Origin of the sequence: Glycomyces buryatensis, from assembly GCF_004912275.1 — a bacterium.
Taxonomy (GTDB): Bacteria; Actinomycetota; Actinomycetes; order Mycobacteriales; family Micromonosporaceae; genus Glycomyces; species Glycomyces buryatensis.
Window position 1 is genome coordinate 64,792 of the sequence record NZ_STGY01000073.1, and the last position, 12,625, is coordinate 77,416.

Below are 12,625 nucleotides of genomic sequence, written 5' to 3' on the forward strand. Positions count from 1 at the left end.
AATGGACAGGCAGATCAAGGGAATCCTGGGCACCAAGCTCGGCATGACCCAGGTTTGGGATGAGAACGGCCGCGCCGTTCCCGTCACTGTGGTGCAGGCCGGGCCGAATGTCATCTCCCAGATTCGTAAACCCGATGTCGATGGGTACTCGGCCGTGCAGCTGGGCTTCGGCGACATCAAACTCAAGAACGTCACCAAGCCGATTCAGGGCCACTTCGAGAAGGCCGGTGTCGCACCGCGTCGCCACCTCGTCGAACTGCGCACCTCGGACGCCGACGCCTTTGAGCTCGGGCAGACCATCGAGGCCACGATTTTCGCGGCCGGCGACGTGGTCGATGTCACGGGCACGACCAAGGGCAAGGGCTTCGCCGGTGTCATGAAGCGCCACGGCTTCGGCGGTCTCCCCGCCAGCCACGGTGCGCACAAGGTCCACCGCGCCCCCGGTTCCATCGGAGGCTGCGCCACGCCGGGTCGTGTCTTCAAGGGCATGCGCATGGCGGGTCGTATGGGCGGCAACCGCCACACCACGCAGAACCTGCGGGTGCAGGCGGTCGACGCCGAGCGCGGGCTGCTGCTGATCGTCGGCGCCATTCCCGGCCCGAAGAACGGCCTGGTGCTCGTCCGGACCGCAGTGAAGCAGGTGGCCTAATCATGAGCCTTGAAATCAAAGTCAAAGACGCCGCTGGCAAAGAGACCGGGAAGACCATCGAGCTCCCCACGTCGATCTTCGACGTGGAGCCGAACATCCCGCTCATGCACCAGGTCGTCACCGCGCAGCTCGCCGCAGCCCGTTCGGGCACGGCCAGCACCAAGACGCGCGGTGAGGTCCGCGGTGGCGGCAAGAAGCCGTACCGCCAGAAGGGCACCGGCCGGGCTCGTCAGGGCTCGATTCGCGCACCGCAGTTCAAGGGCGGTGGCGTCGTCCACGGCCCCAAGCCGCGGTCGTTCGCCGAGCGGACCCCCAAGAAGATGAAGACGGCCGCTCTCGCGGGTGCCCTCACTGACCGGGTTCGCAACGCGCAGCTGCACGTCATCAGCTCCATCGTCGACGGGGAGTCCCCGAAGACGAAGGACGCCAAGGCCGCTCTGGCCAACACCTCGACCGCCAAGAAGGTCCTGGTAGTGCTCTCCCGCGAGGAGAACACGGCCGAGCTCAGCCTGCGCAACCTCCCGGGGGTCCACATCCTCCAGTGGGGCCAGGTCAACACCTACGACGTGCTCAACAACGAGGACATCGTGTTCACCGAGGGCGCCATCGAGGCGTTCATCGTTGACAGGACCGAGCAGGAGGTCGCGGCATGAGCGAAGTGACCGTCGCCGACCCGCGCGACATCATCATCAAGCCGGTCATCTCGGAGAAGACCTACACCCTCCTCGGTGAGGGCAAGTACACCTTCGAGGTCGACCCGCGCGCCAACAAGAGCCACATCAAGATCGCCGTCAAGCAGATCTTCGGTGTGGACGTCAAGAGCGTCAACACCCTGAACCGGGACGGGAAGCGCAAGCGCACCCGTGACGGCTGGGGCCAGCGTAAGAGCGTCAAGCACGCGATCGTCACCGTCGAGGGCGACCCCGGTCGTCTCGGTGAGATCTTCGGCGGACAGATCTCTTAGGGACGCAGGGAGTTAACCAGTTATGGCTATTCGCAAATACAAGCCGACGACGCCTGGGCGTCGTGGCTCCAGCGTCTCCGACTTCGCCGAGATCACCCGTTCGACGCCTGAGAAGTCGCTGGTCCGTCCGATCACCAAGACCGGCGGCCGCAACAACTCGGGCAAGATCTCGACCCGTCACCGCGGTGGCGGACACAAGCGCCGTTACCGCGTGATCGACTTCCGTCGCCACGACAAGGACGGCGTGCCGGCGAAGGTCGCGGAGATCGAGTACGACCCGAACCGCACCGCGAACATCGCGCTGCTGCACTACGCCGACGGCGAGAAGCGCTACATCCTGGCCCCCAAGGGGATCAAGCAGGGTGACGTGATTGAGAACGGCCCCGAGGCCGACATCAAGCCGGGCAACTCGCTGGAGCTGCGCCACATCCCCGTCGGTACGACGGTGCACGCGGTGGAGCTCAAGCCCGGTGGCGGTGCCACCCTGGGCCGCTCGGCCGGCGCGTCGATCCAGCTGCTCGCCCGTGAAGGCAAGTACGCGCACCTGCGCATGCCCTCCGGCGAGATCCGTCTGGTCCAGGTGACCTGCCGCGCCACTGTCGGCGAGGTCGGCAACGCCGAGCAGGGCAACATCAACTGGGGTAAGGCCGGCCGTATGCGCTGGAAGGGCTGGCGCCCGACCGTCCGCGGTGTCGTCATGAACCCGGTCGACCACCCGCACGGTGGTGGCGAGGGCCGGACGTCCGGTGGCCGCCACCCGGTGAACCCGCAGGGTAAGCCTGAGGGTCGCACTCGGAAGAGGAAGCACCCGAACGACAGGCTCATCGTCCGTCGTCGCAACGCCAGCCGGAAGCGGGGTAAGTAAGCCATGAGTCGCAGCCTCAAAAAAGGCCCGTTCATCGACGACCACGTTCAGAAGAAGGTGGACGCGGCGATCGAGTCCAAGTCCAAGACCGTCATCAAAACCTGGTCGCGTCGTTCCACGATCGCTCCCGATTTCATCGGGCTGACCTTCGGGGTCCACGACGGGCGGAAGCACGTTCCGGTGTACGTCACCGAGAACATGGTCGGGCACAAGCTCGGGGAGTTCGCTCCCACCCGCACGTTCCGGGGCCACGACAAGGACGACCGCAAGAGCCGTCGCCGCTAGGCCACGGGCTTGAAGTAACGAACGAAGGATTAGAACGATGGCAACAGTGGAGCAGGAGGCTCCGAAGGCGCGCGCGTCGGCGCGGTATGTCCGCGTCGCACCTCGCAAGGCGCGCCGCGTCGTCGACCTCGTGCGTGGCCTGCCCGTGGACGAGGCACTGACGACCCTCGAGTTCGCGCCCTACAGCGCGGCCGAGATCGTCTACAAGGTCATCGCGTCGGCTCAGGCCAACGCGGAGAACAACCTTGGCCTCGACCCCGAGTCGCTCTTGATCTCTGAGATCAAGGTCGACGAGGGCCCGACGATGCGACGCTACCGTCCCCGCGCCCACGGCCGGGCTTATCGGATCAACAAGCGCACCAGCCACATCACCGTGGTCGTGGAGTCGGTTCAGGCCGCTCCCGTGGACGCCGGCTCGATCCGTCGCCCCAAGGCCGCCGCGAAGCCGGCAGAGTCGACGACCGACACGAAGTCCGAGTCCGCTGAGAAGGAGGAGACCGAGTAATGGGTCAAAAAATCCACCCGCACGGGTACCGCCTCGGCATCAGCAGTGACTGGACGTCGCGCTGGTACGCCGACAAGGAGTACGCCGAGTACATCGGCGAGGACGTCAAGATCCGCGAGCTCATGACCAAGGGCCTTGAGCGCGCCGGCATCTCGAAGGTGGAGATCGAGCGCACCCGCGAGCGGGTTCGCGTCGACATCCACACCGCCCGCCCGGGCATCGTCATCGGCCGAAAAGGCGCCGAGGCCGACCGTCTGCGCGGCAACCTGGAGAAGCTCACCGGCAAGCAGGTGCAGCTGAACATCATCGAGGTCAAGAACCCCGACGTCGATGCTCAGCTCGTCGCCCAGGGCGTCGCAGAGCAGCTCTCCAGCCGTGTCAACTTCCGTCGCGCGATGCGCAAGGCGATCCAGTCGTCCATGCGCAACCCGACTGTGAAGGGCATCAAGGTTCAGTGCTCGGGTCGCCTCGGCGGCGCCGAGATGAGCCGCTCGGAGCAGTACCGCGAGGGCCAGGTCCCGCTGCACACGCTGCGCGCGAACATCGACTACGGCCTCTTCGAGGCCCACACGACGTTCGGCCGCATCGGTGTGAAGGTCTGGATCTACAAGGGTGAGGCCACGCTCAAGGAGCAGGCCGAGCAGGTGCAGCGTCGTCGCGAGAGCGGCGGCGGAGGCGAGCGCGGCGGCCGCGGAGGCGGCGGCCAGGCTCGCGGAGGACGCGGCCGAGGCGGCCGAGCCCGTCAGGGCGCTCCCGCCACTGCCGGTGCTCCCGCCGAGGCTCCGGCCGCGGCGCCTGCCGAGACTAAGAAGCAGGAGGGCTAAGCGAAATGCTCATGCCACGGAAACCGCCGCGCGGTTACCGCAAGCCCCACGCGCCCAAGCGCAAGGGCAAGGCGACTCGCGGCACCCGGGTTACGTTCGGCGAGTACGGCATCCAGGCGTTGGAGCACAGCTACGTGTCCAACCGCCAGATCGAGGCGGCTCGTATCGCGATGACCCGCCACATCAAGCGTGGCGGCAAGGTCTGGATCAACATCTTCCCGGACCGCGCCATCACCAAGAAGCCGGCCGAGACCCGTCAGGGTTCCGGTAAGGGCTCGCCCGAGTTCTGGGTGGCCAACGTCAAGCCGGGTCGAGTGATGTTCGAGATCTCGTACCCGACTGAGACCGTCGCCCACGAGGCACTGATGCGGGCGATCCACAAGTTGCCCATGAAGTGCCGCATCGTTACGCGTGAAGGCGCAGGTGAGCAGTGATGGCGACTGGTATCGACACGGGTGAGCTCCGCGAGCTCAGCGACAAGGAACTCCAGGCCAAACTCCTGGAGAAGAAGGAAGAGCTGTTCAACCTGCGGGTCCGGGGCGCAACCGGCCAGCTGGAGAACAACCACATGCTCGGCCTGGTTCGCAAAGAGATCGCGCGGATCTACACCGTCATGAACGAGCGCCGGCTCGGCCTCAGCGCCACGCCGGAGGAGGTTGAGAAGTGAGCGAGGAAACTCAGACTCGCGGTCGGCGCAAGGTGCTTGAAGGCCTGGTCGTTGGCGACAAGATGGATAAAACCGCTGTCGTCGAAGTCGAAGACCGCAAGAAGCACGCGCTTTACGGCAAGGTCATCAGGTCCAACAAGAAGTACAAGGCCCACGACGAGAACAACGACGCCGGCATCGGCGACCGCGTCTCCATCATGGAGACTCGGCCGCTGTCGAAGACCAAGCGTTGGCGCATCGTCGAGATCCTTGAGAAGGCCAAGTAGGGAGATCGGGACGTGATTCAGCAAGAGTCGCGGCTGAAGGTCGCCGACAACACCGGTGCGCGGGAGATCCTGTGCATCCGGGTGTTGGGCGGCTCTGGCCGACGCTATGCCGGTATCGGCGACACGATCGTGGCCTCCGTCAAGGACGCCATCCCGGGTGCCGGGGTGAAAAAGGGCGACGTCGTGCAGGCTGTCATCGTGCGGACGGTGAAAGAGCGCCGCCGCCCCGATGGCTCGTACATCAAGTTCGACGAGAACGCCGCTGTCCTCGTCAAGGACGGCGAACCGCGAGGGACCCGTATCTTCGGGCCGGTTGCCCGCGAACTGCGCGACAAGCAGTTCATGAAGATCATCTCCCTCGCACCGGAGGTGCTGTAAGAGATGAAGATCAAGAAGGGCGACCGAGTCCGCGTCACAGCGGGCAAGGACAAGGGCGCCGAGGGCCTGGTGCTGGAGGCTTACCCCGACCGCGAGCGCGTGCTCGTCGAGGGCGTCAACCGCATCACCAAGCACACCAAGGCGGGCCAGACCTCGCGCGGATCCCGCACCGGCGGGATCGTCACCCAGGAGTCGTCGATTCACGTGTCCAACGTGGCCGTGCTCGACGCCGACAACCAGCCCACCCGCGTGGGCTACCGCTTCGGTGACGACGACCGCAAGGTCCGGATTTCGAAGCGGACGGGTAAGGACCTCTAATGACTGATGTCGCAGAGAAGGTCGCTCCGCGCCTGAAGGAGACCTACAAGTCCGAGATCAGGCCGAAGCTGACCGAAGAGTTCAAGTACGGCAACATCCACCAGATCCCCGGTCTGACCAAGATCGTGGTGAACATGGGCGTGGGCGAAGCCGCTCGCGATTCCAAGCTCATCAACGGGGCCCTGGCGGACCTGGCCACGATCACCGGGCAGAAGCCGCTGGTGCGTCTGGCCAAGAAGTCGATCGCGCAGTTCAAGCTCCGCGAGGGCCAGGCGATCGGCGCGAAGGTCACCCTTCGCGGCGACCGCATGTGGGAATTCCTCGACCGGGTCCTGTCGCTGGCGCTGCCGCGCATCCGCGACTTCCGCGGGCTGTCGGACCAGCAGTTCGACGGCAACGGGAACTACACCTTCGGTCTGACCGAGCAGGCGGTGTTCCCCGAGATCGACCAGGACAAGATCGACCGGGTTCGCGGTATGGACATCACCCTGGTGACCACCGCGAAGACCGACGATGAAGGCCGGGCGCTGCTGCGGCACCTGGGCTTCCCGTTCAAGGAGAACGACTAATGGCGAAGAAAGCCCTCATCGCGAAGGCGAAGCGGAAGCCGAAGTTCGCCGTGCGCGCCTACACCCGCTGCCAGAAGTGCGGCCGGCCCAAGGCCGTCTACCGCAAGTTCGGCCTCTGCCGGATCTGCGTGCGCGACATGGCGCACGCCGGCGAGCTCCCGGGTGTCCACAAGGCTTCCTGGTAAAAAACGCGAATCGCTACAGGCCTCCGGTCGGTGTACCGGCCGGGGGAACCGGGGTGAGAAAGGTAAACACAGCCAATGACAATGACCGACCCGATCGCAGACATGTTGACCCGTCTGCGAAACGCCAACCAGGCTTTCCACGACACCACGTCGATGCCGCACTCGAAGATGAAGGTCTCCATCGCGGAGGTCCTGCAGCGCGAGGGCTACATCGCCGGCTGGCGTGTCGAGGAGCCTGAAGAGGGCAAAGTCGGCAAGACCCTGGTCGTCGATCTCAAGTTCGGCGAGCGCCGCGAGCGGTCCCTTGCGGGCCTGCGCCGCGTCTCCAAGCCGGGTCTGCGGGTCTACGCCAAGTCCACTGAGCTTCCGCGCGTCCTCGGCGGTCTGGGTGTGGCCATCGTGTCCACGTCCCAGGGCCTCCTGACGGACCGTCAGGCTCGCAAGCGCGGCGTGGGCGGCGAAGTCGTCGCGTACATCTGGTAAAGGAGGGTATTAAGCATGTCCCGCATTGGGAAGCAGCCGATCCAGGTGCCCTCCGGCGTCGATATCACCATCGACGGCGCGACGGTCACCGTGAAGGGCCCGAAGGGCCAGCTCGCTCGCGAGCTGCCCGAGCCCATCGGCATTGAGAAGAGCGAGGACGGGTTGATCCAGGTCACCCGCCCCAACGACGAGCGCAAGTCCCGGGCCCTGCACGGCCTGGCCCGCAGCCTCGTCAACAACATGGTCGTCGGCGTCTCGGAGGGCTACAAGAAGTCCCTCGAGATCAACGGCACCGGTTACCGGGCCCAGGCCAAGGGTGCTGGCGTGGAGATGAGCCTCGGCTTCTCCCACACCATCCAGGTCGACGCCCCGGACGGCATCTCGTTCAAGGTCGAGCGTCCGACCCTGCTGCACATCGAGGGCATCGATAAGCAGCTGGTCGGCCAGGTCGCCGCGAACATCCGCCGACTGCGTCCGCCGGAGCCCTACAAGGGCAAGGGCGTGAAGTACGTCGACGAGCGTATCCGCCGCAAGGCCGGAAAGGCAGGTAAGTAATGGCGAGCAAACTGGAGCAGCGACGCCCGTCAGGGTCCGTCTCCGAGCGCCGCCGGATCGCGAAGAACCGGCGCCACTTCCGCGGCCGCAAGAAGGTTCTCGGCACCGCCGAGCAGCCTCGTCTGGCGATCTTCCGCTCCTCGAAGCACATCGTGGCCCAGGTCATCGACGACGTGAAGGGCCACACCCTGGCCGCCGCGTCGACGGTCGAGCCTGGCCTGAAGGGTTTCGAAGGCGACAAGACCGCCAAGGCCAAAGAGGTCGGCAAGCTGGTCGCCGAGCGCGCCAAGGAAGCCGGTGTCGAAGCGGTCGTGTTCGACCGCGGTGGTGTCAAGTACCACGGCCGCGTTGCGGCCCTGGCCGACGCCGCCCGCGACAACGGCCTGAAGTTCTAGTATTTAGAACGGCTTGAAGAGGCCGGGACGGAGCCCAGCTCCGCCCCGGCCTTTTTTGCTGTCCTTCGGGTGAATAGTGGGGATCACGGCACCTCGTCCTTGATTGCCCCGACTCGAAGGGGTAAGACTGGGCGAATGCGTATCCCCCGATTGCGATCCGTTCGAATGACGCGCAAGACGCTCCTCGCCTCCGGCGCGGTGGGGGCGGTGGGCCTGGCCGGGGCCGCGGTCGCCTACGCCGAGTCCGGCGGCGTGCCCCTTGACGAGGCGGGGCACGATGATGCGGTGGAGCGACGCAGGGCATACGTGAAGGACCGGCTGGCGGCGATGTCCCTGGAGGACAAGGTGGGCCAGTTGTTCATGGTCTACGCCCACGGCACCAGCGCGGATACCGATGATCCCGATGACGTCGCCGCGAACCGGGACCACCTGGGCGCCGACAATGCGGCCGCGTTCATCACCGAATGCCGTCCGGGCGGGATCATCTACTTCAACTGGGCGAACAATGTGGAAGACCCCGAGCAGATAGCCCGGCTCTCCAATGGCCTCCAGGAGGCGGCGACCGCCGACGAGGGGGTGCCGCTGTTCGTCGCGGTGGACCAGGAGTACGGCACGGTGGCGCGCATCGCCGAGCCGGTCACGCAGTTCCCCGGCGCGATGCCGCTGGGCGCCACGGGGGACGCCGGGGCCGCACAGGACGCGGCGCAGCTCGCGGGGGACGAACTGGGAGCCCTGGGCCTGAACCTGAACTTCGCGCCCGATGCGGACGTCAATGTCAACCCGGCCAATCCGGTGATCGGGGTGCGGTCGTTCTCCTCGGATCCGGACACGGTCGCCGAGATGACGTCGGCGCAGATCATGGGCTACCAGACGACGAATCTGGCGGCCTGCGCCAAGCACTTCCCCGGCCACGGGGACACCGACGTGGACAGCCACGTGGGGCTGCCGGTCATCACCCACACCTACGAGGAGTGGGAGGAGATCGACGCGCCGCCGTTCAAGGCCGCCATCGCGGTCGACGCCGACATGATCATGTCGGCGCACCTCCAGTTCCCGGCTCTGGACGAGTCGCTGCTGCCGGCCACCCTGTCGGAGCCGATCCTCACCGGGCTGCTGCGCGACCGGCTCGGGTACGAGGGTGTGATCGTGACCGACTCGCTGGAGATGGAGGGCGTGCGGACCGAGTACGGCGACGAGGACGTCCCGGTGATGGCGCTCCAGGCCGGGGCGGACCTGCTGCTGATGCCGCCGGACTTCCGGCTGGCGCGCGACGCGGTGCTGGCGGCGGTCGAGGCGGGGGAGTTGACGGAGCAGCGCATCGACGCCTCAGTGCGGCGGCTGCTGTCGCTCAAGTGGGCCCGCGGGCTGACCGGCGACCCGTTCGTCGACCCCGACAAGGCGCTGGAGTCGGTCGGGACGGAGGCGGGCCTGGCGGCCGCCGCCGATATCGCCGACCGCTCGGTCACGTTGCTGCGCAACGACGGCACGCTGCCGGCGACGGCCGCGAGCGTGCTGGTGACCGGTTGGGGCGAGAACACGACGGCGCGGCTCGTGGACGCGTTCGCCTCGCTCGGGGTGGACGCACAGACGCTGGTGACCGGCGATGCGCCGGACCAGGCCGCGATCGACGCCGCAGTGGCGGCGGCCGAGGACAGGGACCTGGTGGTGGCGGTGACGTACAAGGTCGCGGCCTCCTCGAGCCAGATCGATCTGATCGCGGCGCTGCGGGAGGCGGGCGCGCCGCTGGTGTCGGCCGCGGTGGGGACCCCGTACGACGCCGCGCACCTGCCCGAGGACGCGCCGGCCCTGGCGACGTACTCGTACACCGCCGCTTCCCTGGCGTCCCTGGCGAAGGTGATCATGGGGCAGGGGCCGGAGGGGAAGCTCCCGGTCGACGTCCCGACTGCCGCAGGCCCCGACACGATCCTGTTCGAACGCGGTCACGGCCTGTCGTACTAGGCCCATACCGCTGGTCTTTACCCGCAGATTTCGGAAAGTTATTTTCACACGGTTGACTTTGGATGGAACTTTTCACCATACTGAGTCTCAAGTGCCATACCGGGCGCTTACCCCCGAAAGCCAGATCTCCTGACGAACTGGGAGTCTCGTGTGAACGAATCGTCAAAGGGTGCAAGCCGACCACGCCGCCGCAGAATCCGCGCCGCGATCGTCCTGCTCGCCTCCATCATCCTCACCACGACCGGATTGACCTGGGCCAGCCCGGCCCAGGCGCAGACGCAGCCATCCGGCATCGACGTGTCCCACTACCAGGGTTCGATCAACTGGGCCTCGGTCAAGGCCGCGGGCATCGACTTCGCCTACATCAAGGCCACCGAGGGCACCACCTACAAGGACCCCCGTTTCAACACCAACTACCCCGCGGCGCACGGCGCCGGCGTCATCCGCGGCGCGTACCACTTCGCCCGCCCCGGCTCCTCCAGCGGTGCGGCGCAGGCGAACTACTTCGTCGCCAATGGCGGCGCGTGGTCGGCCGACAACCTCACCCTGCCCGGCGCGCTCGACCTGGAGGCCCCGCCCTCCGGCGCGGCCTGCTACGGGCTGAGCACCTCGGCGATGCGCTCGTGGATCACCGACTTCTACAACACGTACAAGGCGGCCACCGGACGCGACGTCGTCATCTACACCACCGCTTCGTGGTGGAACTCCTGCACGGGTTCGTGGACGGGCATGGCCTCGAAGAGCCCGCTGTGGGTGGCCCACTGGGGCGCGTCCTCGCCGACGCGACCGGCGGGGTGGAGCTCCACGACGTGGACGTTCTGGCAGTACACGTCGAGCGGTTCGGTCTCGGGCATCTCCGGGAACGTCGACCGCAATAACTTCAACGGCTCGCAGGCCCGCCTGCTGGCCCTGGCCAACAACACCTAGCGACGGGGGCGGGGCCCGACCGGGACCCGCCCGCGGCGTGATGCGACGGCCCGCGGCCTCGAACCAGAGGCCGCGGGCCGTCCCGATTCAGCGGAGGCAGGCAATGAACGACTCGCAACTCATCCGGCGCAGGCTCCTGCTCGGGGCCGGGGCGGTCGGACTGTTCGGTGTCACGGGCGCGGCCGGTTTCGCGGCGATGCCGAGCGCGAACGCCGAGGCGGCCGAGCCCGAGATCGATTCGACCGAGGATTGGGGCGCGCGAGCGCCGGGCGGCACCAACCCGGTGATCACGGGCAGCCCGAACAAGCTCATCGTGCACCACACGGTCTCGGCGAACACCGAGGACTTCTCGCGCGAACAGGCGCACCTTCACGCGCAGTGGGTGCAGGACCTGCACATGGACGGGAACGGTTGGCGCGACACGGGTTACAACTTCATCGTGAGCCGGGGCGGCTTCCTGACGGAGGGCACGACGGGGAGTCTCGAGGCGCTGCGCGACGGCGGCCATTTTATCCAGGGCATCCACACCTCGGGGCAGAACTCGCAGGCGCTGGGGATCTCGAACGAGGGCTCGTACCACGACGGCGCGGAGCCCACCGCGGAGCAGTGGGCGGCGCTGGTGTCGGTGTGCGCGTTCGCGGCGGACCAGTACGGGATTGAGTCGGAGGAGATCTACGGGCACGTGGACTTCAACTCGACGCTGTGCCCGGGGATCTTCCACGAGATGCTCCCGCAGCTGCGGGAGGAAGTAGAGGCCGCGAGGGGCGAGTAAGCGGGCGAAAGCGGTGTTTGCCAACAAATTGGACCCCTGGGGTCCCGCCTCTTCCAATGGTGCCCCCGGGTCCGACGGACTTGTGGTTCAGACTCGTTGGCGGTTCGATACCGCCGCGGCGGTGGCGGCGAGGGCCTTGGCCGTTCGTTGCCGTCGCCGGGCCGCTACCCCGACGAACAGGCAGTCCACCACCATCAGCTGCGCGATGCGGCTGACGGTCGCGCCCGAGCGGAAGGTCGTCTCCCTCGCTGCGGTGGTCAACACGTAGTCGGCCGCCCGCGCCAGCGGGGAGCGGGCGTGGTTGGTGATCGCGATCGTGGTCGCGTCCCGGTCGCGGGCGGCCTCCAGGAACTCGACCGTCTCCGTCGTCGCCCCCGAGTGCGAGATCGCCACGGCCACATCCTTATTGCCCGCCAGCGACGCCGCCACGAGCGCGGAGTGCACGTCCGGCCAGTTGAACGCCGTGCAGCCGATGCGGTGCAGCTTCTTGGTCAGGTCGGCGCCGACGATTCCCGACGCCTCGACCCCGAACACGTCGATCCGCCCCGCCGCCGCGAGCGCGGCCACGGCCGCCTCGCAGGCCTCGGTGTCGAGTGCGTCGGCGGTGTCGGTGATCGCCCCGACATCGGCGTAGCTGATCGTCGCGATGATCCGCGACATGTCGGCGCCCGAGGGGATGTCGCCGCCCGCGATCTCCCGGTCGGGGCCCTCACCGGTGCCGATGACGGCCTGGGCCGCCCGCATCCGCAGTTCCCGGTGCCCCGCCAGCCCGAGCGAGCGGCAGAACCGCACCACGGTCGCCTCGGAGGTCCCGGCCGCGTGGGCCAGTTCGGTGATGGTGCGCGTCGAGGCGGCCTCGGGCTCGCGGATGATCTCCTGGGCGACCTTCGTCTCAGCCTTGGACAATGAGGGCAGGACGGATTTGATGGACACCAGGAGGTTCGGCGGATCGGTACGGCTCGCTGACATGCCGTCACGCTACACCCGCGCAAACGGTACGTTTCTTCAACTACTGTTACGCGGGTGAAATTTCTCTTCATTGAGCTAGGCTCGCCACTG

Annotated in this window: 21 protein-coding genes; 20 read left to right on the forward strand and 1 reads right to left on the reverse strand. The window is 67.0% G+C overall.

Annotation, left to right across the window (positions count from 1 at the left end; genetic code table 11):
- The first annotated feature begins 1 nt into the window (after position 1).
- The 20 genes from rplC to FAB82_RS22585 all read left to right on the forward strand — a co-directional run bounded on the left by rplC (position 2) and on the right by FAB82_RS22585 (position 11,566).
- A complete protein-coding gene (rplC, locus tag FAB82_RS22490; RefSeq protein ID WP_136536805.1) occupies positions 2 to 649 on the forward strand; it encodes a 50S ribosomal protein L3 in 648 nt (215 codons plus the stop codon).
- Positions 650 to 651: 2 nt separating this feature from the next.
- Positions 652 to 1,302 (forward strand): 50S ribosomal protein L4, encoded by a 651-nt coding sequence (gene rplD, locus FAB82_RS22495; RefSeq protein ID WP_136536806.1) that lies wholly within the window; start codon positions 652 to 654, stop codon positions 1,300 to 1,302.
- Complete coding sequence (gene rplW / locus FAB82_RS22500; protein ID WP_026922764.1) at positions 1,299 to 1,613, forward strand: 50S ribosomal protein L23; 315 nt, start codon at positions 1,299 to 1,301, stop codon at positions 1,611 to 1,613. The genes rplD and rplW overlap by 4 nt, the downstream gene beginning before the upstream one ends.
- A gap of 22 nt (positions 1,614 to 1,635) precedes the next feature.
- Positions 1,636 to 2,478, forward strand: a complete 843-nt coding sequence (gene rplB, locus FAB82_RS22505) for a 50S ribosomal protein L2 (protein ID WP_136536807.1) — start codon at positions 1,636 to 1,638, stop codon at positions 2,476 to 2,478.
- Positions 2,479 to 2,481: 3 nt separating this feature from the next.
- Positions 2,482 to 2,763: a 30S ribosomal protein S19 gene (gene rpsS / locus FAB82_RS22510; RefSeq protein WP_136536808.1), complete on the forward strand. Its 282-nt coding sequence runs from the start codon at positions 2,482 to 2,484 to the stop codon at positions 2,761 to 2,763.
- 37 nt (positions 2,764 to 2,800) lie between these two features.
- Positions 2,801 to 3,268: a 50S ribosomal protein L22 gene (gene rplV / locus FAB82_RS22515; protein WP_136536809.1), complete on the forward strand. Its 468-nt coding sequence runs from the start codon at positions 2,801 to 2,803 to the stop codon at positions 3,266 to 3,268.
- Entirely contained in the window at positions 3,268 to 4,092 is an 825-nt protein-coding gene (gene rpsC / locus FAB82_RS22520) for a 30S ribosomal protein S3 (RefSeq protein ID WP_136536810.1), read from the forward strand. The genes rplV and rpsC overlap by 1 nt, the downstream gene beginning before the upstream one ends.
- A gap of 5 nt (positions 4,093 to 4,097) precedes the next feature.
- Entirely contained in the window at positions 4,098 to 4,526 is a 429-nt protein-coding gene (rplP, locus tag FAB82_RS22525; protein ID WP_136536811.1) for a 50S ribosomal protein L16, read from the forward strand.
- On the forward strand, positions 4,526 to 4,759 hold the full coding sequence (gene rpmC, locus FAB82_RS22530) for a 50S ribosomal protein L29 (protein WP_136536812.1): 234 nt from the start codon (positions 4,526 to 4,528) through the stop codon (positions 4,757 to 4,759). The genes rplP and rpmC overlap by 1 nt, the downstream gene beginning before the upstream one ends.
- Positions 4,756 to 5,025, forward strand: a complete 270-nt coding sequence (gene rpsQ, locus FAB82_RS22535) for a 30S ribosomal protein S17 (RefSeq protein WP_136536813.1) — start codon at positions 4,756 to 4,758, stop codon at positions 5,023 to 5,025. The genes rpmC and rpsQ overlap by 4 nt, the downstream gene beginning before the upstream one ends.
- Positions 5,026 to 5,037: 12 nt before the next feature.
- Positions 5,038 to 5,403, forward strand: coding sequence for a 50S ribosomal protein L14 (gene rplN, locus FAB82_RS22540; protein ID WP_136536814.1), 366 nt, complete (start codon positions 5,038 to 5,040; stop codon positions 5,401 to 5,403).
- A gap of 3 nt (positions 5,404 to 5,406) precedes the next feature.
- Positions 5,407 to 5,721, forward strand: coding sequence for a 50S ribosomal protein L24 (gene rplX / locus FAB82_RS22545; protein WP_136536815.1), 315 nt, complete (start codon positions 5,407 to 5,409; stop codon positions 5,719 to 5,721).
- The gene (gene rplE / locus FAB82_RS22550; RefSeq protein ID WP_136536816.1) at positions 5,721 to 6,290 is read left to right on the forward strand and encodes a 50S ribosomal protein L5; all 570 of its coding nucleotides are present in this window, start codon (positions 5,721 to 5,723) and stop codon (positions 6,288 to 6,290) included. The genes rplX and rplE overlap by 1 nt, the downstream gene beginning before the upstream one ends.
- The gene (locus FAB82_RS22555) at positions 6,290 to 6,475 is read left to right on the forward strand and encodes a type Z 30S ribosomal protein S14 (RefSeq protein WP_136536817.1); all 186 of its coding nucleotides are present in this window, start codon (positions 6,290 to 6,292) and stop codon (positions 6,473 to 6,475) included. The genes rplE and FAB82_RS22555 overlap by 1 nt, the downstream gene beginning before the upstream one ends.
- Before the next feature lie 75 nt (positions 6,476 to 6,550).
- Complete coding sequence (gene rpsH / locus FAB82_RS22560) at positions 6,551 to 6,958, forward strand: 30S ribosomal protein S8 (protein WP_136536818.1); 408 nt, start codon at positions 6,551 to 6,553, stop codon at positions 6,956 to 6,958.
- Positions 6,959 to 6,973: 15 nt separating this feature from the next.
- Positions 6,974 to 7,513: a 50S ribosomal protein L6 gene (gene rplF, locus FAB82_RS22565; RefSeq protein WP_136536819.1), complete on the forward strand. Its 540-nt coding sequence runs from the start codon at positions 6,974 to 6,976 to the stop codon at positions 7,511 to 7,513.
- Positions 7,513 to 7,908 (forward strand): 50S ribosomal protein L18, encoded by a 396-nt coding sequence (gene rplR / locus FAB82_RS22570; RefSeq protein WP_136536820.1) that lies wholly within the window; start codon positions 7,513 to 7,515, stop codon positions 7,906 to 7,908. The genes rplF and rplR overlap by 1 nt, the downstream gene beginning before the upstream one ends.
- Positions 7,909 to 8,073: 165 nt before the next feature.
- A complete protein-coding gene (locus tag FAB82_RS22575; RefSeq protein WP_211116778.1) occupies positions 8,074 to 9,867 on the forward strand; it encodes a glycoside hydrolase family 3 protein in 1,794 nt (597 codons plus the stop codon).
- A gap of 228 nt (positions 9,868 to 10,095) precedes the next feature.
- Positions 10,096 to 10,794, forward strand: coding sequence for a GH25 family lysozyme (locus FAB82_RS22580; RefSeq protein WP_342799480.1), 699 nt, complete (start codon positions 10,096 to 10,098; stop codon positions 10,792 to 10,794).
- A gap of 103 nt (positions 10,795 to 10,897) precedes the next feature.
- The gene (locus FAB82_RS22585) at positions 10,898 to 11,566 is read left to right on the forward strand and encodes a peptidoglycan recognition protein family protein (RefSeq protein WP_136536823.1); all 669 of its coding nucleotides are present in this window, start codon (positions 10,898 to 10,900) and stop codon (positions 11,564 to 11,566) included.
- Between the two features lie 87 nt (positions 11,567 to 11,653).
- Here the strand turns inward: FAB82_RS22585 and FAB82_RS22590 are convergent, their stop codons facing one another.
- Positions 11,654 to 12,535, reverse strand: a complete 882-nt coding sequence (locus FAB82_RS22590) for a MurR/RpiR family transcriptional regulator (RefSeq protein ID WP_136536824.1) — start codon at positions 12,533 to 12,535, stop codon at positions 11,654 to 11,656.
- Between the last annotated feature and the right edge of the window lie 90 nt (positions 12,536 to 12,625).

Excerpts from the sequence above, each read along its gene's own strand:
- rplC (WP_136536805.1), top strand. The coding sequence starts at position 2 with ATGGACAGGCAGATCAAGGGAATCCTGGGCACCAAGCTCGGCATGACC.
- rplD (WP_136536806.1), top strand. The coding sequence starts at position 652 with ATGAGCCTTGAAATCAAAGTCAAAGACGCCGCTGGCAAAGAGACCGGG.
- rplW (WP_026922764.1), top strand. The coding sequence starts at position 1,299 with ATGAGCGAAGTGACCGTCGCCGACCCGCGCGACATCATCATCAAGCCG.
- rplB (WP_136536807.1), top strand. The coding sequence starts at position 1,636 with ATGGCTATTCGCAAATACAAGCCGACGACGCCTGGGCGTCGTGGCTCC.
- rpsS (WP_136536808.1), top strand. The coding sequence starts at position 2,482 with ATGAGTCGCAGCCTCAAAAAAGGCCCGTTCATCGACGACCACGTTCAG.
- rplV (WP_136536809.1), top strand. The coding sequence starts at position 2,801 with ATGGCAACAGTGGAGCAGGAGGCTCCGAAGGCGCGCGCGTCGGCGCGG.
- rpsC (WP_136536810.1), top strand. The coding sequence starts at position 3,268 with ATGGGTCAAAAAATCCACCCGCACGGGTACCGCCTCGGCATCAGCAGT.
- rplP (WP_136536811.1), top strand. The coding sequence starts at position 4,098 with ATGCTCATGCCACGGAAACCGCCGCGCGGTTACCGCAAGCCCCACGCG.
- rpmC (WP_136536812.1), top strand. The coding sequence starts at position 4,526 with ATGGCGACTGGTATCGACACGGGTGAGCTCCGCGAGCTCAGCGACAAG.
- rplX (WP_136536815.1), top strand. The coding sequence starts at position 5,407 with ATGAAGATCAAGAAGGGCGACCGAGTCCGCGTCACAGCGGGCAAGGAC.
- rplE (WP_136536816.1), top strand. The coding sequence starts at position 5,721 with ATGACTGATGTCGCAGAGAAGGTCGCTCCGCGCCTGAAGGAGACCTAC.
- FAB82_RS22555 (WP_136536817.1), top strand. The coding sequence starts at position 6,290 with ATGGCGAAGAAAGCCCTCATCGCGAAGGCGAAGCGGAAGCCGAAGTTC.
- rpsH (WP_136536818.1), top strand. The coding sequence starts at position 6,551 with ATGACAATGACCGACCCGATCGCAGACATGTTGACCCGTCTGCGAAAC.
- rplF (WP_136536819.1), top strand. The coding sequence starts at position 6,974 with ATGTCCCGCATTGGGAAGCAGCCGATCCAGGTGCCCTCCGGCGTCGAT.
- rplR (WP_136536820.1), top strand. The coding sequence starts at position 7,513 with ATGGCGAGCAAACTGGAGCAGCGACGCCCGTCAGGGTCCGTCTCCGAG.
- FAB82_RS22575 (WP_211116778.1), top strand. The coding sequence starts at position 8,074 with ATGACGCGCAAGACGCTCCTCGCCTCCGGCGCGGTGGGGGCGGTGGGC.
- FAB82_RS22585 (WP_136536823.1), top strand. The coding sequence starts at position 10,898 with ATGAACGACTCGCAACTCATCCGGCGCAGGCTCCTGCTCGGGGCCGGG.
- FAB82_RS22590 (WP_136536824.1), bottom strand. The coding sequence starts at position 12,535 with ATGTCAGCGAGCCGTACCGATCCGCCGAACCTCCTGGTGTCCATCAAA.